Genomic DNA, 24,688 nt, shown 5'->3' with positions numbered 1-24,688 from the left:
ACGCTGGATTAGCCGTCCACCGGCTCCGGCTCAACCCGTGCCGTATCGCGATCGACCGCCATCAGCCGTTCGGTGAAGGATTGCCGCCACCAACTGATGTCCTGCTGCTCCACGCTGTCCATCATCGCGCGCCAGCGCCGCTTGCGCTCGTCGAGTGGCATTGCAAGCGCCCGGTTGATCGCGTCGGACATTTCCTCCGGGCTATATGGGTTGATCAGCAGCGCGTCCTTTAGCTGCAGCGCTGCGCCTGCAAAACGCGACAGGATCAGCACGCCAGGATCTTCGGGATCCTGCGCCGCGACATATTCCTTGGCGACCAGGTTCATGCCGTCACGCAGCGGCGTCACCAGCCCGATCTTCGCCGCGCGGTAAATGCCCGACAGCTTGTCGCGCGGATAGCCTTGGTTGACGTAACGGATCGGCGTCCAATCAACATCGCTATATTCCCCATTGATCCGTCCGGCGAGGGAATCGAGCGTCGCGCGGATCTGTTGATAGCTTTCGACCTCACCGCGTGATGGCGGTGCAATCTGGGTCAGCAGAACTTTGCGATGATGTTCGGGATGGTCTTTGAGGAAGCGGGCATAGCCATTGAAGCGCTCTTCCAACCCCTTGCTATAATCCAGCCGATCAACGCCGACGATCATCGCCCGGTCCTGCAACGAGGCACGGAGCAGTTCGAGCATATCGCGCGCGGTTTTGCTTTCGGCGGCTTCGGCAAATTCTCTGGCGTTGATCCCGATCGGGCAAGCGACGGCTTGGATGGTGCGGTCGCCCACGGTGACGAAATCGCCATCGACTTGGCCACCCATTTCCTTCTCAACATAGTGACGGAAGGATTCGAGCCATTCCTCGGTATGGAAACCGACGACGTCATAGGCAAAGAGGCTGGACACCAACTTGGTATGATGGGGCAGCGACACCAGTAAACGGGTGGGCGGCCAGGGAATGTGAAGAAAAAAGCCCATTCGGTTGCGATGGCCGCGATCACGCAGCATCTGGCCGAGCGGGATCATATGATAATCATGGACCCAGATGACGTCGTCGGGTTCGATCAGTGGCGCGGCGGTGTCGGCGAAACGTTCATTGACGCGGTTATAGCCCCCTTCAAAATCGCGGGCATATTCAGCAAGATCGATGCGGAAATGAAACAGCGGCCACAATGTCTTGTTGGCATAGCCGTTATAATATTCGTCGATATCCTGCTCTTCCAGGTCGATCGTCGCTGTCTTGACCCCGTCATCCTCGGCAAAGCCGATATGACCCGTGAAATTGTCTGTGACCTCGCCCGACCAGCCGATCCAGGTGCCACGACTTTCTCGCAGGGCTTCGGCCAGCGCGACCGCAAGGCCGCCTTGGTTACCGGCCTTGGAAGGGCGCGAAACGCGGTTGGAAATGACTATCAGGCGGCTCATCGCATCATGCTCCAGGGTTTGCTCAGCAAGACGGCGCAGTTGATGATGCCGACCAACGAGTAGGTCTGGGGATAGTTGCCCCATAATTCCCCGGTGACAGGGTCGATATCCTCCGACAGCAGCCCTGCGGCCGTGCGGCGCGTCAGCATCTCTTCGAATAAAGTGCGGGCTTCCTCGCGTCGTCCACTACGATGCAACGCTTCAATCAGCCAAAAGGTGCAGACATTAAATGCCGTAACCGGTTCGCCGAAATCATCCGGCGCGCTGTAGCGCAACATGTCGTTGCCCCGGCGCAGATCCGCTTCCAGCGCGGCCAGCGTGCCCAGGAACATCGGATCGTCGGCGGCAAGAAAACGCAGGTCGAGCAATTGCAGCAACGAGGCGTCGCGCGAATCATCCTCGAAATTAGCGGATATGGCGTTGCTGTCGCTGCGCCAGGCCGCCTCCAGGATATGCGCCTTCATCGTTTCTGCGCGATTTTGCCATAGCGCTGCGCGCACCGGTAAATCGAGCGCAGTAGCGGCATGTGCCAGCCGGTCGCACGCCGCCCAGCACATGACCGCGCTATAACTGTGGACATGCGCGCGGGTGCGCAATTCCCACAGGCCCGCGTCGGGCTTGTCATAGACCGTCCACGCCCGTTCCCCCACGGCTTCGAGCGCTTCGAAATCGGCATGCCCCGCCATGCGGAGCAGGCGTTGATCGATAAAGCCCTGAACCGAGGACAGCACGATCTGCCCATAGGCGTCGTGCTGGATTTGTTCATAAGCGGCATTGCCGACACGCACCGGCCCCATGCCGCGATAGCCGGGCAGGTGCTTGGCCTCCCACTCCGTCAACGTCGCATTGCCGCGCACGTCATAGAGCGGCTGGATATGCCCGCCCTTGGCGTCATCGACGATATTGCGCAGATAGACGAGATAGCTCTCCAGCACGTCGAGCGCGCCAAGCCGGTTCAGCGCTTCGACCGTATAATAGGCATCGCGCACCCAACAATAACGATAGTCCCAGTTCCGCCCGCTATCGGCATGTTCGGGGATCGATGTGGTCAGCGCCGCGACGATCGCGCCGGTTTCCTCATGTTGGCAGAGCTTGAGCGTAATGGCAGAGCGAATGACCGCTTCCTGCCATTCGGGCGGAATGGCGAGGCCGCGTACCCATAGCCGCCATTCTTCTATGGTATCCTCCAACATCCGCTCGATCGCGGGGCGCAGGGCGTCGGAGAAGCCTTCGTCCGGCCCCATGAAGAAGTGCATGTCCTGTTCGAGTCGGAACGAACTTTCTTGGGCGATCAGGCCGATGGGCGCATTGGTCGACACCCGCATCGCCATATAGGATAGGACCATGCGGATATGGTTGGAGCCATAGCTGATCGGCACCGGCTCGCCATTCCAGTTGGTGGTCGGGCGCAGTCGCACGCGAATGCGCGGACTTCCCGCTACCGGGCGAACGATCCGAATGAACGCCACCGGGCGATACATGCGGCCCTTATGTTTGTGGCGCGGGCAGAAATCGAAGATTTCGATCGCATTGCCCTGCGCGTCGGCCTGACGGGTTACGAGTATCGGTGTGTTGCGCAGATAGGATTGCTCGACAGCGATGCAGTCTTCCAGCTCGATCGCCCAGAAGCCGCGCGCTTGCGGGTCATCCCAATCCTTGTCGTCCAGCAAGGCGGAAAAGACCGGATCTCCGTCGACGCGGGGGACGCAACCCCAGACCATCCGGCCCTTCCGGTCGATCAGGGCAGACGCCTGACAATTGCCGATCGGCCAGAGATCGAGCGAACGCGTCGCTCCGGCCATAAAAGTCTCGCTGGAATTTAGGATTAGTCTGCCCCCTTGCTGTCTTGTCGGTCGGAAAGGTCCGATCAGTCAGACTGGGCGGCCCCCCGGGCGAGATAATGCCTGACGTCGGCCACCTGTTCCAGCGAGAAAGTCGCCAATGTCGATCGCGGCGGACCGACCAGGATGCCCGCGCCGCCATGATCGACGGCGGCGGCAAAGCCTTCCTCATCAGTCACATCGTCGCCGATGAAAATAGGAATGCCGCCTACCATCGGCGCTTCGCGCATCAGTGCCGCGACTGCGCTACCCTTGTCCGCGCCGCCCGGGCGCAGTTCGAACAGCATTTTGCCTCGCTGCACGGCCAAGTCATATTTTGCCGCAAGCATATCGGCCAGTTCGCCCGCTGCCTGCTGCCAATCGGGTGCGCCCCGGAAATGGAGGCCGACGCTGATCGACTTGCGCTCCACCAGCACACCGGGCTTGTCCTTGGCGAAGGCATGGAAAGCGGCCTCCACAGCGTCGATCGACGCCAAGCGCGGCGGCGCATCGGCGACTTCACCCGGACGGGCAAATTCCAAACCATGGGTTCCCGCCAACAGAAAGTCGCCAAAGCCCAGATCGCGCAGCGTCGCGATCGAACGGCCGCTGACGATCGCGAGCCGCCCCTCCAACCGCGTGCGCAACTGGTACAGCAAGGGAAGGAGATCATCGCCTAGCACAACCCCATCGGGCGTGTCGGCGATGGGTGCGAGCGTCCCGTCGAAATCGAGGAAAAGCGCGGCACCCGAAAGCAACGCGGGCGGGGGTGGGGGGAGGTCAATGATCAGCACAAGCGCAAAATGGCGTCTGTTCGCAAAACCGCAACCCTTGTTTTGTCATCGTAATAACTTTTGCTGCTGCGCATCGCCATACATCAATCCTCGTTTGCCAAGCGACGCAGCCCTGCTATTCCCGCCGCAATGACCGATTTTCGCGATCCTTTCGACAGCATCAAGGACCATCCGTTCGACGCGGCGCTGTCGCAGCGCTATCTTGTCTATGCGCTGTCCACCATTACCGCGCGATCGTTGCCCGATCTGCGTGACGGACTAAAGCCTGTCCATCGTCGGCTGCTCTGGGCGATGCGGCTGCTCAAGATGGAACCGGGTGGCGCCTCGCCCGATGTGCTGGTCGCCAATCCGGCGCGTAATACAACCAGCTATAAGAAATGCGCCCGTGTCGTCGGCGACGTCATCGGTAAATATCACCCGCATGGCGACTCTTCGGTCTATGATGCCATGGTCCGGTTGGCGCAGGATTTTTCGCTGCGCACGCCTCTGGTCGATGGGCAAGGCAATTTCGGCAATATCGACGGCGATAATGCCGCCGCCATGCGCTATACCGAGGCGCGCCTGACCCAGGCCGCCGCCGATCTGATGGCGGGGCTGGACGAAGGCACGGTCGATTATCGCGCGACCTATAATGGGGAGGATGAAGAGCCGGAGGTCTTTCCCGGCCTCTTCCCCAACCTGCTCGCCAATGGGGCCAGTGGCATCGCAGTCGGCATGGCGACAAGCATCCCCCCGCATAATGTCGCCGAACTGATCGACGCCGCTAATCTGTTGATCGAAAACCCGGAAACCGATCATGCGACGTTGATGCAGGTCGTCACGGGACCGGACTTCCCGACCGGTGGCGTATTGGTCGATAATGCCGCGCTGATTTCCGAAGCCTATGCAACCGGGCGCGGTGGTTTCCGCACGCGGGCGCGCTGGCACAAGGAAGAGGGCGGGCGCGGCACCTGGGTCGTGATCGTCACCGAAATTCCCTATCAGGTGCAGAAGTCCAAGCTGATCGAACAGATCGCTGCCCTGATCAATGATCGCAAATTGCCGATCCTGGCCGACGTCCGTGACGAGAGCGACACGGAAATCCGCATCGTCATCGAACCGCGCGCGCGCACGGTCGATCCGCAGATGCTGATGGACAGCCTGTTTCGACTGACGACCTGGAAAACCGCTTTCCGCTTAATCTGAACGTGCTGGACGCCAGCCACACGCCGCGCGTGATGGGGCTGAAACCCGTGCTCGTCGAATGGCTCAAGCATCAGATCGACGTGCTGGTGCGGCGCGCCCAGCACCGGCTGGAGAAGATCGCCGCCCGGCTTGATCTGCTCGACGGCTATATCATCGCCTATCTCAACCTCGACCGGGTGATTGCGATCATTCGGACCGAAGATGAGCCAAAGCCCGTGATGATCGCCGAGTTCGCGCTCAATGACCGGCAGGCCGAAGCCATCCTCAACATGCGGCTGCGCAGCTTGCGCAAGCTGGAGGAGATGGAATTGCGGCGTGAACATGCCGAACTGGTCAAGGAAAAGGATGAACTGGAAAAGCTGGTCGGCGACACCGGCCTTCAGCGCAAGCGGCTGAAGCGCGATCTGGCGGCGCTGCGCAAGCGCTATGGGCCGGAGACGGACCTGGGGCGTCGCCGCACGCTCGTCGAGGAAGCCGCCCCGGCGCGCGAAATTCCGCTTGAAGCGATGATAGAGCGCGAGCCGATCACGGTTATTCTGTCCGAGCGTGGCTGGATTCGTGCGATGAGCGGCCATCGCGATCTGGCGGCGGCCGATACGCTCAAATTCAAGGAAGGCGATGGCCCGCATTATGCGTTCCATGCCTATACGACCGACAAGCTGCTGCTGGCGACCAGCACCGGGCGTATCTATACGCTTGGTTCGGATAAATTGCCGGGCGGCCGGGGCTTTGGCGACCCGGTGCGATCGTTGGTCGATATGGATAATGAAGGGACGATCGTCGCCTTCATGCCGGCCCGGACAAGTGCGGAGCTATTGCTCGCCTCTTCCGACGGACGGGGCTTCATCGCGGCGGTCAGCGACATCATCGCGGAAACCCGCAAGGGCAAGCAGGTCGTGAATATTCGCGGGGACGCGAAACTGGCGGTGGTTCATCCTATTGCTCCGCAAGCGGATAGCGTTGCGGTCATAGGAGAGAACCGCAAACTCCTGGTCTTCGCGTTGGATGAGATGCCGAAAATGGCGCGCGGGCAGGGCGTACAGATGCAACGGTACCGCGACGGCGGCTTGTCGGATACCATCGCCTTCCGCTTGACCGATGGATTGAGCTGGACGATGGGCGGCGAAAGCGGTCGCACGCGCACCGAATCGGACATGACGCCTTGGAAAGTGGCGCGGGGCGCGGCGGGACGAATGCCGCCGACCGGATTTCCGCGCGATAATCGCTTTTAATGTCTGATTTTTACAAAGAACGATCAAACGTTTCCTGAAAATTTACCGGTTCCCGATATCGCAGAGCCATGGAATCCATTGCGGCGTGCAACTGGCCAGTGAACAGGTCTAGCGTAGATCCCCTCGGCGGGGGGGATGACGCACACATCGATCAGATGGCGGCGGGCCGCCAATGGCTGGCCGCAATACCCCAACCTGCAGCCATATTGTCCCTGCGCGATGAGGACGATATTTTCGTCCTGGAAGCCAACGCCGCCTTCACGGACTCTTTTCGCTCGCGCAGAATATCGCAGATCATGGAGCAGGTGGCGGCCGAATGGCGCGATCGGGTCAACAGTTTCATCCAGTCAGATCGCGTTTGCGACAGTTTCGAATTACGCCGCGACGGCCCGCTGGGGCCGGAATATTTCATGTGTACGATTGGGCGGCTGCCAGTCGATGGTCCAGCGCAGTTTCTGTTCACGGCAATCGATCGTACCAGCGACCGCACCATCGAAAAAAATCTGCGCCGCGAACTTCTGTCCGATGGGCTGACTGCGCTGCCCAATCGAACGGGGTTCGGCGAAGAGATTGACGACCGGCTCAGCAACACGGTTTGGCCCGATAATGCGCAATTTGGCATTATTGCAATCGATCTCAGCCGATTCAGCCGCGTCAACGAATCGCTCGGTCCAATGGCTGGCGATGAACTGTTGATAACGGTCGCCAAACGCCTGAAATCCAGTCTGCGGCAAGGCGACGTGCTGGCGCGTATTGGTGGTAACGACTTTGCCATCTTTGCACGACTGAACAATGGTTTGTCCGATGCGCTGCATATCGTTCAACGTATTCGTGAGGCACTTAGTTCTCCGATACGGCTGAGCGACCTTCAGATCCGCGTCGATTGTGCCATCGGTTGTGCGCTGTCTATCGACCTGCAGGACGATCCGGACGACGTCGTGCGCAAGGCCCAGGCCGCAGTGAAGATCGCCAAGCGTAGCGGCAAGGTGGAAATCTATCGCAACGGTGTGCTCAAGGAAGCACAGCGGCGCTTTTCGATCGAGAGTCGTTTGCGCGAGGCGCTGGCCCATGGGGGCCTGACTTTGGCCTATCAGCCGCTGATCCATCTCCAGACCGGCGAAATCACCGGCTTCGAAGCGCTGGCGCGGTGGAATGATCCGGAACTGGGGCATGTCCCGCCCGTAGAGTTCATTGCCGTCGCGGAAGAAAGCGGGTTGATCACGTCGCTAGGCCGCTGGGCCGCTTATGAGGCGGCACAGGCCTTATCGCGCTGGGATGTCCGCTTTGGCCAGCCGCTGCCGGTCGGCGTCAACGTCAATCTCTCGCCCATCCAGATGGCGCGCGACGATGTCGCTTCGATGTTTGAGGAGGCATTGCGTTACTCCGGCATTGCAGGCAGCCGATTGACGGCGGAACTGACCGAGAGCGCGATCATCGCCGATCCCGATAAGGCTCGTAAACTGCTGTTCGCATTGAAGGATTTGCAAATGCCGATCGCGATGGACGATTTTGGCACCGGCTTTTCCAACCTCGCCAGCCTGCACAGCCTGCCGATCGATATCCTCAAGATCGACCGCAGCTTTGTGTCTTCTATGGCGGAAGACCGTGACAAGGCTGTCATCGTTCGCACGATCCTGTCGCTGGCCGAATCGCTCAACCTCAAGGTGACCGCCGAAGGGATTGAAACCCAGGAACTGGCGCTGGCGTTGCAGCAAATGGGCTGCTGGCAGGGGCAGGGCTATTATTTCGCCAAGCCGATGACCGAGGCGGATGCGTTCGATTATTGGCGCGCGCGCTGGAACTTCGAAACGATCTGATCAGCGATCACGCTGACCCGTGCTGCATCGGGGAAATCTTCCTCCACCCAGATTTTCTGTACCTCGTGCAAGGCCTTGGCGACGTCTGGGCCGGGGGGCAGGCCACGCGCGATGAGCGCGCCGCCACTGATCGGCAGTGACGGCGGGGTCCAGTTCTTGAGCGGGTCAAGTGCCGACAAAGGACGGTCGACATCCAGCAACAGCCGGTCGATCGCGCTTTCCATACCGACACGATAGGCCAAGGCGCGAGGCGCTTCATCCGTTGGTCCCGGTTCGACCGCCAGCACCAGGCGCTTGCGGGTCTTGTTCGATAGTTTCAGCCGGGCACCGACCTGATCGACGGTCATGGGATCGGGCGGGAGGAGGGCGGCGAGTCGTCGGAGCGCGGAAGGCGGCGTTGCCGAAGCGGCCTCGCGCGCCATCAACGCCTCGACCCGATCGATGCCTGCAGCGTCCACTTCGGGAAGAACGGCGCGCAATATGCCGCCATCGACCATAAGCCGCAGCGCATGGACGGGCGCGGCAACCGCCAGCAACTTCGTCAACTCGTCGGCAATCCGTTCGCGCGACAGCGCCATCAGGCTGTTGGCGGCGGCACGGCAGGCGGCATAGGCGCTATCATCCACCACATCGCCGCCATAGCGAGCGAGGAAACGGAAATAGCGCAGGATACGCAAATGGTCCTCAGCAATGCGCGCGTCTGCGTCCCCGATGAAGCGCAGGCGCCGGGCCTCCAGATCGGCAACACCGCCGAAGAAGTCGGTGACCTCCCGGGTCAACGGATCGGCATAGAGAGCGTTGATGGTGAAATCGCGCCGCGCCGCATCTTCGCGCCAGTCGTCGGTATAGGCGATGGTCGCCCGGCGACCGTCGGTGCTGACGTCCCGCCGCAGCGTCGTAATCTCCACTGGCCAGCCCGCAATGACGCCGGTGATCGTCCCATGATCGATGCCGGTCGGCACCGCCTTGATGTCGGCCGCCTTGAGCCGATCGACCACGTCATGCGGATCGAGCGTCGTCGCTATGTCCAGGTCGTTGACCGCAAGCCCGAGCAACCCGTCACGCACCGCCCCGCCGACGAAGCGCGCCTGACCCTGCGCCGCGCCCAGCGCGTCGAGCAGGCCATCAAGGCCCGGTCGATGTCGCCACTCGGCGTCAGGCAGCAGGATTGTCATAGCCGAGCCTGCGCGAGAGATTGGCAAGGATGGCTGCAGTCACCCCCCAGATGCGGCGTTCCTGCCAGACGATCTCATAATAATGCCGCATAACCCCATCAAATTCCACGACATGGCGGGTGCGGTTGGCAGGATCGAGGGCATAGGCAAGCGGCAGTTCGAACCAGTCGGCCACTTCGCTCTCCTGCGCCCGTAAAGGAAGGTCGGGCGGCACCACCGCCAGAACCGGGACGATATCGAAGCCCGTGAAGGTATGATAGCGATCCGACGTGCCGATGACCTGCGGCACATGGCGCGGCAGGCCGATTTCCTCCTCCGCCTCGCGCAAGGCACCCGCAATCTCGTCCGCATCCCCGGCATCGACACGGCCGCCCGGAAAGGCGATCTGCCCCGCATGTTTGCGCAAAGCTGCGGACCGCTGCGTCAGGATCAGGCCCGGCTCGCGCCGATCGGTGACCGCCACGAGCACCGCCGCCGGGGCCAGCGCGAGCATCCCGTCGATGCGGGGATCGCGCGTGTCCGACAGCAGCACATCCGTCTCGCGCTGATGCCCCTCCCTGAGCGCGGCGCGCAGCCGCTCCGCCAGCGTCATGCGGTCCCGTCCAGCGGAAAGAATCTGCCATGCTCCATAGGCCGACCCGTTCGCCCGCCTCCTCCAGGACCATGTTCATCATCTCATAATAGACGCTGCGGTTGATGAGCGCTTCCAGCCCGCCACGAACATGGAGATAGGGGTGGGGACCATCCGCCGTCTCGCGCACGACCAGTCCGTGATCCGGCCCGGCTGCGATGAGGTCGCCCGTGTTCAGGCGGAAAGCGAGCGCGCGATCGGCACCTTCGCCCTCGCTCTTCAATTCGACGGCGACGAACGGCGCATCTTCTACCAATATGTCGAGCTTCTCGACCGGCGTGACCAGCACATAGCTGCCGTCCGGCTCCCGGCGCAGGATCGTGGAAAACAGCCGCACCATCGCCTCCCGCCCGATCGGCGATCCTTGGTGAAACCAGGTGCCATCGCGCGCGATCCGCATCTCGCTGTCGCCACAATGGGTGGGGTTCCATTGCTCCACCGGCGGCAGGCGCTTGTCATCGGCCAGCCGGGCAATATCGGCCAGGGACAGGGTAGCGAGGTCGGGAAGGGGCTCCATGGGCATAGGGCGGAGATAGGCACGGCCTTGCCCGAAGGCAAAGGGGTAATCAGGCCACGACCGCAATTCTGGGCCCGAGCATCCCGATACCACCAACCGGACGGCCATCGACCGCCAGAGCCAGCAGGCGGTGCGGCTCGAATGGGCCGGGCGCGTTCCAGCCGCCGGTGCCCTGCGCGTCAAAGCCCCAGAAGCGGCCATAATATTCCGGGTCGCCGATCATCATCAACGGCTCGCTGCGCCGCGCGCGGGCGGCATCGACCACCGCGTCCATCATCGCGCGGCCATGGCCGCCCTTCTGATGCGCCGGGCTGACCGCGACCGGGCCAACCATGATGAGCGGGATTTGCGCACCATCCGCTTGCGTCAGGGCGACGGGCCAGCTTTGCAGCGATCCGATCAGCGCCCCGTCAGCGTCCAGCGTGGCAAAGGACAAAGCGGGTAGCCAAGGCATGCCATCCCTGATCCGGTAGGCGGTGCGGCCATGACGATCCGGCCCAAAGGCGGCGTCCAGCAGCGCCTCGATCGCCGTGGCAGGCTGACTATTCAAGGGAACAATCTGAGACACGTCTTGCCGATCCGCCATCAATGGCGCATGGACCGCGCCGGAAGCGGCGGGCTTTAGCGCTCGCGTCGCAAAATGAAAGACTAAAGAGGCCCGTCGCGACAGCAGGAACGGGCCGCATATGGCGGGCCATGCAGACTGGATTTGACGATTTTCTGACGTTGGAGGTCAATAATCTCCATGTCGACGTGCTGACCGGCATCTATTCGGAGGAGACGCATCTCCCCCAGCCGTTGCGCATTTCCATCCGCGCGCGGTTGAAGATCGCCGATCATTATGCGCCGGACACGCCGCTTGGTCAGTCCAAAAATTACATGGACCTCAAACATGCCGCGTCCACCGCGCTGCCCGAAGGCGTGCATTTCACGCTGATCGAGGCGGTGGCCGACCATATCATCGACACCATATTGATGCAGGATGCCATGGTCAGCCATGTCGAGGTGAAGATCGTCAAGCTCGCCCTGTCCGAGCGTGGCGAGGAAATCGGCATCACGCTCGGACGCGGGCGGAAATAACCGCTGCCCGGCTTTAGGCCTTCTTGATCAGCCCGATCTCGATCAACCGCTCGGTCAGATAGTCATGCGCGGTGATCGGTGGATCGCGGCGCGGATTGTCGGCGCTCACGCATTGCGGCAGCGCGTCGATCAGGAAATCGGGGCGCAGATGCAGGAAAAAGGGCATCGAATAGCGCGAATGGCCGCGCCGCTCGGGCGGCGGATTGACCACGCGATGGCTGGTCGAAGGCAGCAGATGGTTGGTCAGCCGCTGCAGCATGTCGCCGACATTGATCGCCAGCGCGCCGGGCGGCGGCACCACGGGCAGCCAGTTACCATTGCGATCCTTCAGCTCCAGCCCGCCTTCCTCCGCGCCCAATAGCAGGGTGATGAGGTTGATATCCTCATGCGCGCCCGCGCGGATGCCCGGAGCCTGCGGCGATACGGGGGGGTAGTGGAGCAGGCGCAGGATCGAATTGCCCTTGTCGATCGGGCCGTCGAACCAACGTTCGGGCAGGCCCAGATGAAGCGCGATCGCCGACAGCAATTCGGCGCCTACCCGGTCGAACTCCCGATAGAGCGGGGCGAACACCGCCTGAAATTCCGGCATGTCCTGCGGCCAGACATTGGGCGGCATGGTTTGCGCCAGCGGATCGCCCGCGGGCAGGTCACGGCCGACATGCCAGAATTCCTTGAGGTCATTCTCGCTCGCGCCCTTGGCGATTTCCGTGCCGAACGCGGTATAGCCGCGCTGCCCGCCATTATTCTTCGCGTCATAGCTACGCTTGACCGCTTCTGGCAGGGCGAAAAACTGCCGCGCCATCGCCCACCCGGCGTCGATCAGCGGCTGGTCCATCCCATGGTCGCGCACCATCGCGAAACCGAACTGCTGGAAGGACTGACCGAACGCCTGGGCAAAATCGGCTTTGTCCAGTTCGGCCATGGACAGGACCGGAACATGGTCGACGATCGTCTGCGACACGTGATTATCTCCAAAAATACCATAGGCGCGCTCCCCACCCTGTCGGAACGGCCGTGCATATTGCCATCCTTGATCGGCCAGCGACGCTGATGCAAGGTGACAGGATGAACTATTGGCTGATGAAATCGGAACCCGATGTCTTTTCCTATGACGATCTGGTCGCCAAGGGGAAGGCGGAATGGGACGGCGTGCGCAACCATGCCGCGCAAGGGCATATGAAGGCCATGCGAGAAGGCGACCTCGCCTTCTTTTATCATAGCAATATCGGGGTGGAAGCGGTCGGCATCATGACGATCGTGGAGGAGGCCGCGCCAGACAGCACCGACGACACGGGGAAATGGATCGCGGTGCATGTCGCGCCGCATCAAAAACTGGATCGTCCTGTGACGCTCAAGGCTATGAAAGCCGATCCGGCATTGGCTGACATGGTCATGCTGCGCCAGTCGCGTCTATCGGTGGCGCCGCTCACGAAAGCGCAGTTCGACCATATCATTGCAATGTCAAAGGGTTGAGCAGGATCAGTCACGAGGGTTGCGTTCGGCGCAACCGCATGGCTGCTTTTTGCGATTGCTGTCATGCCGCGCTGCAACATAGAAGCGTCGTCAACAGAACAAGAATATACAGAGGTGTTTGATCGGCATTCACAAGGAGAAAACCCATGCGAATGCTGTCCAAGTTTGTTGCCGCCAGCGCCCTGAGCGCTTTTGTTGCCATCGCTACCCCTGCCCAGGCTGAAGAAGCCGGTAAGCAGCGCTTCACGCACGAAGGTTATACCTATGTGTATGAAGTGAAGGACACGAAGACCGGCAAAGTTATTTCCGGTCGTCGCTTCCCTGACGCTGTCGCTTTCAACCTTTCGGTCAAGAACGGCAAGGTTTCGGGCGTTTCGGGCGGCCAGAATGTTGCGTTCAAGGTTGACGAAGCGCGCGGCGCAGCGTCGAACTGATCTTTCGATCCGTCGAATAAAAAAGGGCGGCGTCCGACGGGACGCCGCCTTTTTTGCATCAGCGGCAGGTGCGCTTGCTGTCGATGGCCTTGCCCAGCAGCGCGCCGCCTGCGGCACCCAGGATCGTACCCGTGGCTCGGTCACCGCGCGTGTCGATCGCACGGCCGGCGAGCGCGCCGCCGACGCCACCGACGATCATGCCGGTCGTGCCGTTGGATTTACGGCAATAGGTGCGTCCGTCGCGGCCACGCCATTCCTTGTAGCGATGATTTTTGCGCGCTTCAGCGCCTTCGATCGGGATCGCCATCGACATTGGGATGGCCAGCGAGACGGCGGCCAGGGCCAGCATTGCTTTACGCATGAAATTCTCCTCCATTTGCGTGATCTGACGCTTGAACCCGCCTATATTGATCGAGGTTGCATGAACGTCCGACAACGACGTAAGCGATTGTATTGAAGTCACTAAAAATTGAGGTGAGGCGATGCGCATGGACGACGAACGGGATGGATGGGCGCTGATCGCCGCACTCGACCTGTCGCCCCACCCCGAAGGCGGCTGGTATCGCGAAACCTGGCGCGCCGCCGCTGGCCCCGGCGAACGCGCAGCGGGAACGGCGATCCTGTTTCTGCTGGAAGCCCATCAATCCTCCCACTGGCATAAGGTGGATGCGGACGAGCTTTGGTTCTGGCACGCGGGCGCGCCAATATTGCTGTCCGTTGCGGCGGAGGGCGAACCAGCGCAGGCGATCCACCTTGGCCCGGACATCATGGCGGGGCAGATGCCTCAGGGTCGGGTGCCCGCTTATCACTGGCAGGCGGCGATACCTCAAGGTGGCTGGACGCTGGTCAGCTGTACTGTGACTCCGGCCTTCGATTTCGCCGGTTTCACGCTGGCCCCGCCGGGCTGGGCGCCGCCGCAATAGGGGCGCGGAAAACTTATCCACAGTTATCCACAGATTTGCGCGCGGCGCTGTCATGATTTTGTCCGATTTCGCTTGGAACGACTCGGACGGGGTGAGACCATCACCTTATCGGAACATAGGGAAATGGCGCGATCCATTTCAGAAAATACTGATTTATCAGTATTTTGCCTGTGTGACTGATGATCCGGCGATAGGTCAAACCCGCAAGGGTGCAGCCAATAGGTCGGGTCGGTCGTCAGGGCCGCTGCCGGGTACGCGCGAAAGTGAACGTCGGGCATCGGAACAGGATCGACCAGCGACGGGAAAGCAGCCCTTGGCTCACCCCGAAGCACCCGATGCGGCAGTCTTTCTTCGGGAAGGCGGTCGGATCGCAAACGCCGGGCCGATGATCGCATCCTGCCAGGGACGCGGATCGCTTGACCCGACGGACGTGGGGATCGGCAGCAATGCCGGTCCCCATTTTTGTTCTGGGTCTGATCGGGCGGAAAATGGTGCCGGATGCAGGATTTGAACCCGCGACCTTCGGTTTACAAAACCGCTGCACTACCCCTGTGCTAATCCGGCGCGCCCTATCGGGCCGCACGCCCTTACTATCAGATCACGCCGAACGTCCAGCCCTCTGTTACGGCAATCTGCGTCGTTAACGCAACGGGTGCCCAAAGGGACGGTTGCGCGGCGGCGCGTCGCATCCATGCGGCGGTAACGATTGCATCCGCGCCATGATCATCGGGGAGCGATTCGGCATAAGGTGCCGACCCCAGCACCGCCAACGCCGCGTTGATGGCATCCAGGTCGCGCATCTTGCTCCGCCCCTTGGGCCGACCGGCGGCGCGCGCGGCAATGCTGGTGTAGATTTCAACGATCAGCGAACCGGCGGGGGGCAGGGGATCGAACGGCCAGACCGGCACATGCGGACGGACGTGGTGCAACAGCCGCATGCCCGCAAAGCTGGCCTTGGCAACCTGCGCCGCGCCGATCGCATCATAGACGGTGGATGGTTTGCCGCCGCCGCCCGCATTATAATGGGCTTCGCAGGCGCGGTTGTGCATATAATCCGCCTTCGTCCCGTCCGCCTTGCCGAAATAGAAATGGCGGCGATGGGCGACCTCCAACAGGCTGGCCGCGCCCAGGTCGACGTCGTCACAGACCGACTCGACATAGGCCCAGAAGGAGGGCGCATCCTGCGGCACCATGTCACCGGGCAGATAGCCCCCGCGTGCGACAAAAGGCGGGGCGAAGCTGAAATCGAAGCCGAACAAGGTCGGGGCGCGCGCGCAAGTCGCGATGAGCCAGTCGGCGACCGCCGTGCGTGACCACAAGCGCTCGACCGGTGCGACCAGGCACGGCGCGGCATCGCCCGCATCACAAGCCGCCACCGCAATGCCCTTGTGCCGCGAACCCTTTGCCCCCGACCAGTCGATGGCAACGAAGCGATCGAAGCGCGGCGTCATGCCTCCTGCCGCTGCGCCCGCAACCGGTTCCAGTGCGCGATCCGCTCGGCAATTCGTGCTTCGAAACCGCGATCGGTCGGCGCGTAGAAGGTCTGCGGAGCCATCTCCTCCGGCCAATAATTGGCACCGGAAAAGCCTTCGTCCGCGTCATGATCATATTGATAGCCCTTGCCATAGCCGACCTGTTTCATCAGCTTCGTAGGGGCGTTGACGATGTTCATCGGTGGCATCAGGGATCCGGTATCGCGCGCCGATTTGAACGACGCCTTCATCGCCGCATAGGTGGCATTGGATTTGGGCGCGGTGGCGCAATAGAGACAGGCCTGCACGATCGCCAATTCGCCTTCGGGGCTGCCCAGAAATTCATAGGCATCCTTGGCAGCGAGGCATTGGACCACCGCCTGCGGGTCGGCGAGGCCGATATCCTCGGTCGCGAAGCGCACCAGGCGGCGCAGCACATAAAGCGGCTGTTCGCCCGCTGTCAGCATCCGCGCCATATAATAGAGCGCGGCCTGCGGGTCCGACCCGCGCAGCGATTTATGCAGCGCCGAAATCAGGTTGTAATGCCCCTCCCGATCCTTGTCATACACCGCGACGCGGCGGTGGAGCAGGGCGGACAGCCCTGCCGGATCGAGCGGTTCGGACAGGTCGATGGAATAGAGCGTCTCGACCTGGTTGAGCAGGAAGCGCCCGTCGCCATCGGCGCTGGCGAGCAGCGCGTCACGCGCGGCGGCAGTCAGGGGCAGGGACCGCTGCGTCAACGCCTCCGCCCGATCAAGCAATTGTTCGAGCGCCGCCGCGTCCAGCCGTCGCAGGATCAGCACCTGCGCGCGCGAAAGCAAAGCCGCGTTCAGTTCGAAGCTCGGATTTTCCGTCGTCGCACCGACCAGCGTCACGGTGCCATCCTCGACGAAGGGCAGGAAACTATCCTGCTGCGCGCGGTTGAACCGGTGGATCTCGTCCACGAACAGCAGCGTCTTTGCGTTTTGCCGCGCATGATCCCTGGCCGCCGCAAAGACCTTCTTCAGGTCTGCAACACCTGAAAATACCGCCGAAATCGGCTCGAACCGCATCGCCACGGCATCGGCCAGCAGCCGCGCGATCGTGGTCTTACCCGTGCCGGGCGGTCCCCACAGGATGATCGAGGACAGCCGCCCCGCCGTCACCATCCGTCCGATCGCGCCCTCCGCTCCGGTCAGATGTTCCTGCCCGACCACGTCTGCCAGGGTGCGGGGCCGCAACTGGTCGGCCAGGGGCGCACTATCGCGCGCAGTATCGTCGGAAGCGAACAGATCAGCCATGCGGTCTATATAGGGAGGGTAGGGCGCTCAGGGAACGGGGCTGGATCGCGGCACCATGCCCTGCGCCCGCTGGCGGATCACGCGCAGATAGGTATCGACCAGCGCCTGGTTCACCTGGTCCCAGCCATTGCGCTCGGCGCGTATCCGGGCCGCCTCACCCGCGCGCGTTCGCGCGGCGCTGTCATCGCAATAAGATTGCAACGCATCGGCAAAGTCGCCGATCGCGCCGGGGCGGATCAGCCGCCCGGTGACGCCCTCGGTCACCAGGCTTTCGCTGCCGGTCGCCCGCGCGGCGACCGTGGGTAGGCCGCAGGCCATCGCCTCCAGCGTCACATTGCCGAAGGTTTCGGTGACCGACGGATTGAACAACATATCCATGCTGGCGACCGCCCGCCCCAGATCCGGCCCGCCCTGAAAGCCGGTAAATACAGCACCCGGCAACCGGTTCTGAAACCACTCGCGCGCCGGGCCTTCGCCCACGATCAGAACCTGATGCCGCACCTGCCGCGCCGCCAACTGGTCGATCGTGTCGAAAAGACGTCCAGCCCCTTTTCCATCACAAGCCGACCGATAAAGCCGATCACCGGAGCGTCATCGGCCATGCCCAGCGACTGCCGCCATTCCAGGCTGCGGCGGCCGGGGTTGAAGATGTCGCGATCGATGCCCCGCGTCCAGATGCCGACATCATAGCTCATCCGCTGTTCGCGCAGCAGCTGCGCCATCGAATCGGACGGCGCGACGATGGCATCGCAGCGACGATAGAAACGCCGCAGCATCGATTCGATCAGCGGCTCCAGAAAGGCGAGGCCATAATAGCGCGGATAGGTCTCGAACCGGGTATGAACAGACGCCACCGCCGGCAGGCCATGGTCCCGCGCCCAGCTGAGCGCCCGATGATTCAACGGGTCGGGGCTGGACAGGTGGATAAGATTGGGCTGGAACGCCTTGAGATCGCGGCGAACCTGTGCCGACATGCGATAGGGAACACGATATTCCTTACGCCCCGGCACCGGGAAGGAGGGCGTGCTGATCAGGTCACCCGCAGGCGCGAACGCTGGCGTGTTGGTGGTTGGTGCATAGACGCGCACCGCCGCCCCCTGCCGCAGCAAATAGCCGACAAAGCGGTTGAGCGCCTGGTTCGCACCATCGCGCACATAATTATAGTTGCCGCTGAACAGGGCAACGCGAAGGCCAGATGCGTCCATCGCCGCCCCTTAGCCCAACAGAATGTAAAACCCAAGGGAACCGGTTAAGCCTTTGGGAATTTTGACCTTCGCTTGTCATGTAAACCGGCTGACGCAGCATGCGCCCGACAAAGAGAGGATGCCCCGATGACCGAGACATTTCGCAAGGGAAAGCGGGTCAAGTGGAACTGGGGGCAGGGCGTCGGCCGGGGTCACATCACCGAGCGGTTCGACCGTCATGTCGAACGCACGATCGAAGGATCGCTGATCCGTCGCAATGGCTCGCCCAACGATCCCGCCTTCCTGATCCATTCCGATAATGGCGGCGAAGTCCTCAAGCTGCGCTCGGAAATCAGCCCGGCCTGACGCCACCTGCCGCCGATCGGCCCTCGCCAGCGCGGCGCGACCATGGCAACATGGTGGCATGGATACGCCCTTCATGACGATCGACGCGCTGCTGGTCGGCAAACCGGCCCCCTTTCGCGGCCCCGATTATAGCGCCATCGCCAAGAGCCCCGTGACCGGCCCGGTGCGGATCGGCTGGGGCGGCCTGGAGGGCGATCAGGTCGCCGATCCCATCCATCATGGCGGCTGGGACAAAGCGATCCATCTCTATCCGCAGGACCATTATGCCTGGTGGCGCGACCGCAAGCCCGACCATCCGCTGCTCGACGCGCCCGGTGCTTTTGGCGAGAATATCGCCGCGCGGGGCATGACCGAAGAGACGATCTGCCTGGGCGACCGCTTCGCCCTGGGCAGCGCGATCGTCGAAGTCAGCCATGGCCGCCAGCCCTGCTGGAAGCTCGACCATCGCTTCGGCGCGCGCGATGTCACGGCCACCATCGTCAAAACTGGCCGATGCGGCCTCTATTTCCGCATGATCCGCGAGGGCGAGGCGCAAGCAGGCGAGCGGATGGCCTTGCTCGACCGCCCCTTGCCGGACTGGCCCATCGCAAGGGTGTTTCACCTGCTGATCGGCGGCGGACACAAAGCGAACCGCGACGCGGTGGCGCAACTGGCCGAAATGCCGGTCCTGGCGGAAGCATGGCGGGACCGCGCGCGACACCTGGCGGCGTGATCCGTCCGCCGTTGGCTTATGATAGACGGTTTCTCGCAACACCCCGGCAGGCTAAAGCCGCGTCATGATCGACGACATATCGTCCATTGCCATCCTGACCGTCGCAGGCATTTCCGCCGAAAGTGGCCTCGCGATGTTTCGGGGGCCAGATGGCCCCTTGGAAGGGCATCACGTCGAAGATCATGGGCAGTCTCATTGTGATGATTTATGCAAGCGACCACTTGCGGACATCATTCCCCCGCCCGCTGGCGGGAGGGGGTTAGGGGTGGGCTTGCGCAACGGTGCGCTCACCCACCCCGCTGCGACTAAATTCCCCCGGCTCAAGGCCGGGGTCATTAAGTCTCGCTGCCCCCTCCCGCAAGCGGGAGGGGAGGAGAAAGCCGACCTTCCACTCTTACCCTTACCGTCACCCCAGCGAAAGCTGGGGTCTCAGGAGATGGCGTGATGGCGTTGCGACACGTGCCAAGCCTAAAGGCTCCACACCTCCGCCAGGGATGCCAGCCTGCGCTGGCATGACGGCTAGGATATGTGCCCGCTTTTGCAGGCGTATGCGCAGCTACCGAAATTCCGCCTCCCACCCATTCTCGTCAAAGCAATTTCGGTTATAGTCATGCCATGAATCCCGACATCCAGAACATCGTCATCCTCACCGGCGCGGGCATCTCCGCCGAAAGCGGTCTTGCCACCTTTCGCGGGCCAGATGGCCTCTGGGAAGGGCACCGCGTCGAAGACGTTTGCACCCCTGAGGCACTGGCGCGCAATCCCGCCTTGGTGCATCGCTTCTATGACGAACGCCGGGCGAAGCTGGCAACCGTTTCGCCCAATCCGGCGCATGAAGCGCTGGCCGCGCTGGATGCCGCCTGGCCCGGCGAATTGCTGATCGTAACGCAGAATGTCGATGACCTGCACGAGCGGGCCGGTGCGAAACGCCTGATCCACATGCATGGCGAACTGCAATCCGCGCTCTGTGCCGCCTGCGGCAAGGCGGTGCCGTGGACCGATGCCTTGCCGCCGGGGACGGTATGCACCGGATGCGGCCAGCCCCGTCTGCGCCCCGACATCGTCTTCTTCGGCGAAATGCCCTATCAGATGGATGCCATCGATGACGCGCTGCGCCGCGCCGACCTGTTCGTGTCGATCGGCACGTCGGGCGCGGTCTATCCCGCCGCCGGGTTCGTGCAGACCGCCCGCCATGTCGGCGCTCGCACATTGGAACTCAATCTCGATCCGTCGGCGGGTAGCGTCTATTTCGAGGAAAGTCGGCTTGGCCCGGCCAGCCAATTGGTGCCGCAACTGGTGTTGGACCTGTTGGGGTAGCAAGCCCGTCGTCAGGAGGCCGCACCGGCCTCGGACGGATCCGGTTCCTCGTCGCGATATAGCAGCATCACCGATCCATCCTCGCCCTGTACGGTACGGACCGGCAGCTTGCGTTCCAGGGCGAACAGAAACGCGCGACTGTCCGTCACCCGAAAGCGGCCGCCGATGCGCAGCGCCGAAACGCGGGTGTCGCCAATCAGGATCGGTGCCTTGCGATAGCGGTTGAACTCGCTGGTCGCCTGTTCGATGGTTTCGCCGTCCAGCTCCATCATCTGGTCGCGCCAGGCGATGCGCTGGCTGACGAGTTTGTCGCCCAGCCGGGTGAGTGCGATCGTGCGCGGCTGGATCACCGCGCCATTGCCCGCGCTGACCCGTTGCTCCGCATCCTCGCCCGAATGCACCGTGACGGTGCCGTGGGTGACCGTCAGTTCGACCAGCGCCGGGCGCATCCGCACGTTGAACGCCGTGCCGACCGCCCGGATGAACGCTGACCGCACCTCCACGTCGAAGGGGCGGTCGCTGTCGGGCGCCACTTCGAAGGACGCTTCGCCCTTGACGATGCGCACCTTGCGGCCATGGCCGGTGAAGCGGACTTCGGCTTCGCTGTCGCTGTTGAGGTGCAGGATCGATCCGTCGTCCAGCGTCACGTCGCGAATTTCACCCAGGCGCGTTTCATAGCGATCAATGCCGCTGAACGTGCGCACGGTGACGATGGCGGCAAAGATGAAAAACAAAACCGCGACGGCGGCGGCAATCATGATGTTGCGCGACAGGCGGCGCTGCTGCTCCTCGCTGACGATCTGCGGCAGCGTCGGGAGGGTAACGTCGGCGGCGGCGCTTTTGAGGCGCTCGGCGGCGTCCCAGGCGGCTTCGGCGCGTGCGAAGGCTACGGCATGGCACGGGTCGCGCTCGACCCAGTCACAAATTTCGGCTTCTTCCTGCGGTGTCGGGTCACTATTGAGCTTAGCTAGCAGGCGCGCGGCTTCCGCTTCTATCGCGTCCCTGGGACCGCTGCTTGAAGTTGGCCCCGAAGCCTGCACGCTCGAAATCCGTTTCCTCACGTTCTGCCCAGGCCCGCATAACTATTGCGATTGCTTTGGCTAGATGTTTTTCAACAGTAGAGACGGATAGGGACATGTCCTCCGCTATTTCCAGCATCGATTTTTCATGGATACGGCGAAGAATGAAGACGCGGCGACATTGGGGCGGTAGCGACTCGACAATCGTCTCAACCTGACGAAGCGCCTCGCGCGCATGCAACTGGGCCTCGATATTATTTTCCCCACCGAGCAATTCCAGATCGGCGATCGTCTCGAAACTGACCACCTTGTTGCGGCGCGCTGTATCGATGACGAGGTTGCGGGCGATCGTGAAGAGATAGGCGCGGCCGGTCGTGACATTTTCCCAGTTTTCGGTGGCGTAGGCCCGCGCCATGACTTCCGCGCACATATCTTCCAGCTCATGCGCAGACGGAAGAATCCGGCGAAGGCGACCACGCAGCGCGGCCTCTTGCGGCAATATCACGGTTTTGAACCAGTCTAATTTGGCACGAACCTTATGCACGTCGACCCCCTTATTTTTGTCTGCCGCGCCTCTCCCGATTTCTTTTATTTGTCATAGTTCAATCATGCTTGCAGGGGGCTGTCCAGCGGCGCGGCGACGATATTTTTCGCGATCGACCCAAAATGTTCCACGTTTTGGTAAGAAAGTTATGGATATGTGGTTTTGACCACACTGTTCGTTACTCAGTCTGGGGGAAATTCTACCGGTGCGCGACTGGGTTGGTCGTAATCCGGGCCGACAGGCACGATTTCATCGGGTTCGGTGATGGGCAATTCCACCGGAGTCGCGGGTGCAGGCGTTTCATCGGGGGACTGTGGTTCGATGATGTCGGGCGGGGGCAGGCCGTCGGGGTTAGGATCGGGCTGGGTAGCCATGATTGCGACACTCCGTTAAAGGGTTGGTGCATAGGCTACGCATGGCCTAACGAGGCGGTTCCCGGCTTTGTGCCACTATCCCTTGCCTCTTCTCCCGCTTTTCTCTATGCCGCGCCGACCGGCGACCGATGCGGGCGTGGCGAAACTGGTAGACGCGCCAGATTTAGGTTCTGGTATCGCAAGATGTGGGGGTTCGAGTCCCTTCGCCCGCACCAGTGCGCCAGGCCCCGGCCCATCGCAGGCGCCACCGAAATTCAGCTGAAGAAAGCGTTTGAGAGAAGAGATGCAGACTGTCGAGACGTTGAACGAGGGCCTTAAGCGCGCCTATACCGTAACCATCACGTCGAAGGATATCGACGCGCGAGTGGAAAAGGAAGTCAAGACCATGGCGCCGCAGGTGCGGATGCCTGGCTTCCGTCCTGGCAAGGTGCCTGCCAACCTGGTCAAGAAGATGCATGGCGAGGCTTTGCAGCGCGACGCGCTCAACAACAGCATCCAGGAAAGCATCCAGAAACTGATTGCCGACCACAAGCTGCGTCCCGCGATGCAGCCGTCGGTCGAACTGGACGAAGGTTTCGAATTCGGCAAGGACGCGGAAATCAAGGTCGCGCTCGAAGTGCTGCCCGAAATCGCTACGCCTAGCGTCGATGGCCTGAAGCTGGAGCGCCTGACCATCGCGGTCAGCGACGAGCAGGTCGCGGAATCGGCGGGTCGTATCGCCACCCAGCAGGGTGCGCTTGAAGAGCATGCCGACGATCATGTCGCGCAGGACGGCGACACGCTGGTCATCGATTTCGTCGGCAAGGTCGATGGCGAAGCTTCGAAGGCGGTTCGGCTGCAGACATCCGCCTCAAGATCGGCGCGGGCCAGTTCATTCCGGGTTTCGAGGAACAGCTGACCGGCGTGAAGAAGGGCGAAGAAAAGACCATCGAGGTCACTTTCCCCGAAGATTATGGCGCGGAACATCTGGCGGGCAAGGCGGCGACCTTCGACGTCACCGTCAAGTCGATCCTGGATGGCGACAAGCCCAAGCTCGACGATGAGTTCGCCAAATCGCTCGGCCTTGAAGGTCTGGAGCAACTGAACGACCTGCTCAAGGGGCAGATCGAGCAGGAGCATAATGGCCTGACCCGCACCCACATGAAGCGCAAGCTGCTCGACCAGCTCGCTGCCTCGCACGACTTCGATGTGCCTCCCAGCATGGTCGAAGCCGAATTCGAGCAGATCTGGGCGCAGCTTCAGCATGAAGCGGGCCATGAAGAAGACCCCGCTGCCGCTCTCGCCGAAATGGAAGCCGAAAAGGACGACTATCGCGCCATCGCCGTGCGTCGCGTTCGCCTCGGCCTCCTGCTTTCCGAAATCGGCCAGGCCAACGGCGTGACCGTGTCGGATCAGGAAATGAACCGCCTGATCATGCAGGCCGCGCAGCAATATGGTCCGCAGGACCGCGAGCGTTTCGTGCAATATGTCCGTCAGGACGCGATGGCCGCTGCCCAGCTGCGTGCCCCGCTCTATGAGGACAAGGTTGTCGATTATCTGTTCGACAAGGCCGAAGTCACCGAACGCACCGTGACCAAGGAAGAGCTGGAAGCGGCGATCGAAGCCGAAGACGGCGACCTCAAGCCGCATGTCCATGGTCCCGATTGCGGTCATGACCATGACGAAAAGCCAAAGGCCAAGAAGGCTGCGCCCAAGAAGAAGGCTGAGGCAGAAGACGCCCCGGTAGCCGACGAAGCGCCTGCCGCTGAAGAGGCCGCGCCCAAGAAGGCCGCGCCGAAGAAGGCTGCGGCCAAGAAGGACGTCGCCGAGGACGCGGTCGCAACCGAGGAGGCTCCCGCCGCCGACGCCGCGCCCAAGAAGAAGGCCCCGGCCAAGAAGGCTGCTGCCAAGGCCGAATAAGGCCTTTGCCAGATTGAAAGAGCGC

General features: G+C 62.1%; 22 protein-coding genes, 2 tRNA genes and 5 pseudogenes. 13 read left to right on the top strand and 16 right to left on the bottom strand.

Annotated features, from left to right (window positions below; all coding sequences use genetic code 11):
* Nucleotides 1–8: 8 nt before the first annotated feature.
* The 3 genes from otsA to otsB all read right to left on the bottom strand — a co-directional run bounded on the left by otsA (nucleotide 9) and on the right by otsB (nucleotide 4,029).
* Nucleotides 9–1,415, bottom strand: a complete 1,407-nt coding sequence (otsA, locus tag BF95_RS11300; protein ID WP_043151489.1) for an alpha,alpha-trehalose-phosphate synthase (UDP-forming) — start codon at nucleotides 1,413–1,415, stop codon at nucleotides 9–11.
* Complete coding sequence (locus BF95_RS11295; RefSeq protein WP_268747165.1) at nucleotides 1,412–3,217, bottom strand: glycoside hydrolase family 15 protein; 1,806 nt, start codon at nucleotides 3,215–3,217, stop codon at nucleotides 1,412–1,414. The genes otsA and BF95_RS11295 overlap by 4 nt, the downstream gene beginning before the upstream one ends.
* A gap of 65 nt (nucleotides 3,218–3,282) precedes the next feature.
* A complete protein-coding gene (gene otsB, locus BF95_RS11290; protein ID WP_235209695.1) occupies nucleotides 3,283–4,029 on the bottom strand; it encodes a trehalose-phosphatase in 747 nt (248 codons plus the stop codon).
* Between the two features lie 129 nt (nucleotides 4,030–4,158).
* On the opposite strand from otsB, the pseudogene BF95_RS31035 reads away from it, so the two are divergent.
* The 3 genes and pseudogenes from BF95_RS31035 to BF95_RS11280 form a co-directional block, all read left to right on the top strand.
* Nucleotides 4,159–5,561: pseudogene (locus BF95_RS31035) on the top strand (DNA topoisomerase (ATP-hydrolyzing)); the annotation flags it as partial.
* Nucleotides 5,562–5,720: 159 nt separating this feature from the next.
* The gene (locus BF95_RS31030; protein WP_443018359.1) at nucleotides 5,721–6,446 is read left to right on the top strand and encodes a DNA gyrase C-terminal beta-propeller domain-containing protein; all 726 of its coding nucleotides are present in this window, start codon (nucleotides 5,721–5,723) and stop codon (nucleotides 6,444–6,446) included.
* A gap of 68 nt (nucleotides 6,447–6,514) precedes the next feature.
* Nucleotides 6,515–8,263 carry a putative bifunctional diguanylate cyclase/phosphodiesterase gene (locus tag BF95_RS11280; RefSeq protein WP_043151488.1) on the top strand — a complete coding sequence of 583 codons (1,749 nt, stop codon included), beginning with the start codon at nucleotides 6,515–6,517 and terminating at the stop codon, nucleotides 8,261–8,263.
* Here BF95_RS11280 and BF95_RS11275 read toward each other — a convergent pair.
* The 4 genes and pseudogenes from BF95_RS11275 to BF95_RS11265 all read right to left on the bottom strand — a co-directional run bounded on the left by BF95_RS11275 (nucleotide 8,227) and on the right by BF95_RS11265 (nucleotide 11,172).
* Complete coding sequence (locus BF95_RS11275) at nucleotides 8,227–9,438, bottom strand: CCA tRNA nucleotidyltransferase (RefSeq protein WP_043151487.1); 1,212 nt, start codon at nucleotides 9,436–9,438, stop codon at nucleotides 8,227–8,229. The two genes, BF95_RS11280 and BF95_RS11275, sit on opposite strands and share 37 nt — an antisense overlap.
* Nucleotides 9,419–10,030, bottom strand: coding sequence for a CoA pyrophosphatase (locus BF95_RS11270; RefSeq protein WP_043151486.1), 612 nt, complete (start codon nucleotides 10,028–10,030; stop codon nucleotides 9,419–9,421). Before BF95_RS11270 ends, BF95_RS11275 begins: the two co-directional genes overlap by 20 nt.
* Nucleotides 10,027–10,592: pseudogene (locus BF95_RS26375) on the bottom strand (DUF1285 domain-containing protein). Before BF95_RS26375 ends, BF95_RS11270 begins: the two are co-directional and overlap by 4 nt.
* Nucleotides 10,593–10,635: 43 nt before the next feature.
* Nucleotides 10,636–11,172: a GNAT family N-acetyltransferase gene (locus BF95_RS11265; RefSeq protein WP_200866941.1), complete on the bottom strand. Its 537-nt coding sequence runs from the start codon at nucleotides 11,170–11,172 to the stop codon at nucleotides 10,636–10,638.
* A gap of 110 nt (nucleotides 11,173–11,282) precedes the next feature.
* Between BF95_RS11265 and BF95_RS11260 the strand changes: the two genes are divergently transcribed.
* Entirely contained in the window at nucleotides 11,283–11,666 is a 384-nt protein-coding gene (locus tag BF95_RS11260) for a dihydroneopterin aldolase (protein WP_043151484.1), read from the top strand.
* A gap of 13 nt (nucleotides 11,667–11,679) precedes the next feature.
* Here the strand turns inward: BF95_RS11260 and BF95_RS11255 are convergent, their stop codons facing one another.
* The gene (locus tag BF95_RS11255) at nucleotides 11,680–12,627 is read right to left on the bottom strand and encodes an isopenicillin N synthase family dioxygenase (RefSeq protein WP_043151483.1); all 948 of its coding nucleotides are present in this window, start codon (nucleotides 12,625–12,627) and stop codon (nucleotides 11,680–11,682) included.
* 104 nt (nucleotides 12,628–12,731) lie between these two features.
* On the opposite strand from BF95_RS11255, the gene BF95_RS11250 reads away from it, so the two are divergent.
* Nucleotides 12,732–13,139: an EVE domain-containing protein gene (locus tag BF95_RS11250; protein ID WP_043151515.1), complete on the top strand. Its 408-nt coding sequence runs from the start codon at nucleotides 12,732–12,734 to the stop codon at nucleotides 13,137–13,139.
* 152 nt (nucleotides 13,140–13,291) lie between these two features.
* Nucleotides 13,292–13,573 (top strand): hypothetical protein, encoded by a 282-nt coding sequence (locus BF95_RS11245; RefSeq protein ID WP_043151482.1) that lies wholly within the window; start codon nucleotides 13,292–13,294, stop codon nucleotides 13,571–13,573.
* Between the two features lie 58 nt (nucleotides 13,574–13,631).
* Here the strand turns inward: BF95_RS11245 and BF95_RS11240 are convergent, their stop codons facing one another.
* Nucleotides 13,632–13,934: a glycine zipper 2TM domain-containing protein gene (locus BF95_RS11240; protein ID WP_043151514.1), complete on the bottom strand. Its 303-nt coding sequence runs from the start codon at nucleotides 13,932–13,934 to the stop codon at nucleotides 13,632–13,634.
* Between the two features lie 127 nt (nucleotides 13,935–14,061).
* On the opposite strand from BF95_RS11240, the gene BF95_RS11235 reads away from it, so the two are divergent.
* Nucleotides 14,062–14,496 carry a cupin domain-containing protein gene (locus BF95_RS11235; RefSeq protein WP_043151513.1) on the top strand — a complete coding sequence of 145 codons (435 nt, stop codon included), beginning with the start codon at nucleotides 14,062–14,064 and terminating at the stop codon, nucleotides 14,494–14,496.
* 489 nt (nucleotides 14,497–14,985) lie between these two features.
* On the opposite strand, the gene BF95_RS11230 is transcribed toward BF95_RS11235, so the two are convergent.
* The 4 genes and pseudogenes from BF95_RS11230 to BF95_RS11215 form a co-directional block, all read right to left on the bottom strand.
* Nucleotides 14,986–15,060: transfer RNA gene (locus BF95_RS11230), tRNA-Thr, on the bottom strand.
* A 29-nt stretch (nucleotides 15,061–15,089) separates the two neighbouring features.
* Complete coding sequence (locus BF95_RS11225; protein WP_043151480.1) at nucleotides 15,090–15,947, bottom strand: hypothetical protein; 858 nt, start codon at nucleotides 15,945–15,947, stop codon at nucleotides 15,090–15,092.
* Entirely contained in the window at nucleotides 15,944–17,248 is a 1,305-nt protein-coding gene (locus BF95_RS11220; RefSeq protein WP_043151479.1) for a replication-associated recombination protein A, read from the bottom strand. Before BF95_RS11220 ends, BF95_RS11225 begins: the two co-directional genes overlap by 4 nt.
* Before the next feature lie 27 nt (nucleotides 17,249–17,275).
* Nucleotides 17,276–18,453, bottom strand: a pseudogene (locus BF95_RS11215) (glycosyltransferase family 4 protein).
* A gap of 126 nt (nucleotides 18,454–18,579) precedes the next feature.
* On the opposite strand from BF95_RS11215, the gene BF95_RS11210 reads away from it, so the two are divergent.
* From BF95_RS11210 to BF95_RS11195, 4 genes and pseudogenes are all read left to right on the top strand, one after another.
* Entirely contained in the window at nucleotides 18,580–18,798 is a 219-nt protein-coding gene (locus tag BF95_RS11210; RefSeq protein WP_037473443.1) for a DUF2945 domain-containing protein, read from the top strand.
* A gap of 58 nt (nucleotides 18,799–18,856) precedes the next feature.
* On the top strand, nucleotides 18,857–19,510 hold the full coding sequence (locus tag BF95_RS11205; protein WP_043151476.1) for an MOSC domain-containing protein: 654 nt from the start codon (nucleotides 18,857–18,859) through the stop codon (nucleotides 19,508–19,510).
* 64 nt (nucleotides 19,511–19,574) lie between these two features.
* A pseudogene (locus tag BF95_RS29075) lies at nucleotides 19,575–19,691 on the top strand (NAD-dependent protein deacylase); the annotation flags it as partial.
* Between the two features lie 434 nt (nucleotides 19,692–20,125).
* Nucleotides 20,126–20,827: an NAD-dependent deacylase gene (locus BF95_RS11195; protein WP_043151474.1), complete on the top strand. Its 702-nt coding sequence runs from the start codon at nucleotides 20,126–20,128 to the stop codon at nucleotides 20,825–20,827.
* Between the two features lie 11 nt (nucleotides 20,828–20,838).
* On the opposite strand, the gene BF95_RS11190 is transcribed toward BF95_RS11195, so the two are convergent.
* The 3 genes from BF95_RS11190 to BF95_RS11180 all read right to left on the bottom strand — a co-directional run bounded on the left by BF95_RS11190 (nucleotide 20,839) and on the right by BF95_RS11180 (nucleotide 22,764).
* Nucleotides 20,839–21,867 carry a FecR family protein gene (locus tag BF95_RS11190; protein ID WP_043151473.1) on the bottom strand — a complete coding sequence of 343 codons (1,029 nt, stop codon included), beginning with the start codon at nucleotides 21,865–21,867 and terminating at the stop codon, nucleotides 20,839–20,841.
* Nucleotides 21,791–22,390: an RNA polymerase sigma factor gene (locus BF95_RS11185; RefSeq protein WP_043151472.1), complete on the bottom strand. Its 600-nt coding sequence runs from the start codon at nucleotides 22,388–22,390 to the stop codon at nucleotides 21,791–21,793. The genes BF95_RS11190 and BF95_RS11185 overlap by 77 nt, the downstream gene beginning before the upstream one ends.
* 182 nt (nucleotides 22,391–22,572) lie before the next feature.
* Complete coding sequence (locus BF95_RS11180; RefSeq protein WP_043151471.1) at nucleotides 22,573–22,764, bottom strand: hypothetical protein; 192 nt, start codon at nucleotides 22,762–22,764, stop codon at nucleotides 22,573–22,575.
* Between the two features lie 130 nt (nucleotides 22,765–22,894).
* Between BF95_RS11180 and BF95_RS11175 the strand changes: the two genes are divergently transcribed.
* Together BF95_RS11175 and tig are read left to right on the top strand one after the other, a co-directional pair.
* Nucleotides 22,895–22,979 (top strand) — tRNA-Leu (locus BF95_RS11175).
* Between the two features lie 68 nt (nucleotides 22,980–23,047).
* Nucleotides 23,048–24,663, top strand: a pseudogene (gene tig, locus BF95_RS11170) (trigger factor).
* Nucleotides 24,664–24,688: the final 25 nt, after the last annotated feature.

Origin of the sequence: Sphingobium sp. Ant17, assembly GCF_000588875.1 — a bacterium.
Taxonomy (GTDB): Bacteria; Pseudomonadota; Alphaproteobacteria; order Sphingomonadales; family Sphingomonadaceae; genus Sphingobium.
Note: the sequence above shows the minus strand (reverse complement) of the source record. Positions and strands in the feature narration are given on the sequence as shown.

What these genes read in the sequence shown, in the direction of transcription:
- otsA (WP_043151489.1), bottom strand. Translation starts at nt 1,415, where the DNA reads ATGAGCCGCCTGATAGTCATTTCCAACCGCGTTTCGCGCCCTTCCAAG.
- BF95_RS11295 (WP_268747165.1), bottom strand. Translation starts at nt 3,217, where the DNA reads ATGGCCGGAGCGACGCGTTCGCTCGATCTCTGGCCGATCGGCAATTGT.
- BF95_RS31030 (WP_443018359.1), top strand. Translation starts at nt 5,721, where the DNA reads ATGATAGAGCGCGAGCCGATCACGGTTATTCTGTCCGAGCGTGGCTGG.
- BF95_RS11280 (WP_043151488.1), top strand. Translation starts at nt 6,515, where the DNA reads ATGGAATCCATTGCGGCGTGCAACTGGCCAGTGAACAGGTCTAGCGTA.
- BF95_RS11275 (WP_043151487.1), bottom strand. Translation starts at nt 9,438, where the DNA reads ATGACAATCCTGCTGCCTGACGCCGAGTGGCGACATCGACCGGGCCTT.
- BF95_RS11270 (WP_043151486.1), bottom strand. Translation starts at nt 10,030, where the DNA reads ATGACGCTGGCGGAGCGGCTGCGCGCCGCGCTCAGGGAGGGGCATCAG.
- BF95_RS11265 (WP_200866941.1), bottom strand. Translation starts at nt 11,172, where the DNA reads ATGGCGGATCGGCAAGACGTGTCTCAGATTGTTCCCTTGAATAGTCAG.
- BF95_RS11260 (WP_043151484.1), top strand. Translation starts at nt 11,283, where the DNA reads ATGCAGACTGGATTTGACGATTTTCTGACGTTGGAGGTCAATAATCTC.
- BF95_RS11250 (WP_043151515.1), top strand. Translation starts at nt 12,732, where the DNA reads ATGAACTATTGGCTGATGAAATCGGAACCCGATGTCTTTTCCTATGAC.
- BF95_RS11245 (WP_043151482.1), top strand. Translation starts at nt 13,292, where the DNA reads ATGCTGTCCAAGTTTGTTGCCGCCAGCGCCCTGAGCGCTTTTGTTGCC.
- BF95_RS11240 (WP_043151514.1), bottom strand. Translation starts at nt 13,934, where the DNA reads ATGCGTAAAGCAATGCTGGCCCTGGCCGCCGTCTCGCTGGCCATCCCA.
- BF95_RS11235 (WP_043151513.1), top strand. Translation starts at nt 14,062, where the DNA reads ATGGACGACGAACGGGATGGATGGGCGCTGATCGCCGCACTCGACCTG.
- BF95_RS11225 (WP_043151480.1), bottom strand. Translation starts at nt 15,947, where the DNA reads ATGACGCCGCGCTTCGATCGCTTCGTTGCCATCGACTGGTCGGGGGCA.
- BF95_RS11220 (WP_043151479.1), bottom strand. Translation starts at nt 17,248, where the DNA reads ATGGCTGATCTGTTCGCTTCCGACGATACTGCGCGCGATAGTGCGCCC.
- BF95_RS11210 (WP_037473443.1), top strand. Translation starts at nt 18,580, where the DNA reads ATGACCGAGACATTTCGCAAGGGAAAGCGGGTCAAGTGGAACTGGGGG.
- BF95_RS11205 (WP_043151476.1), top strand. Translation starts at nt 18,857, where the DNA reads ATGGATACGCCCTTCATGACGATCGACGCGCTGCTGGTCGGCAAACCG.
- BF95_RS11195 (WP_043151474.1), top strand. Translation starts at nt 20,126, where the DNA reads ATGAATCCCGACATCCAGAACATCGTCATCCTCACCGGCGCGGGCATC.
- BF95_RS11180 (WP_043151471.1), bottom strand. Translation starts at nt 22,764, where the DNA reads ATGGCTACCCAGCCCGATCCTAACCCCGACGGCCTGCCCCCGCCCGAC.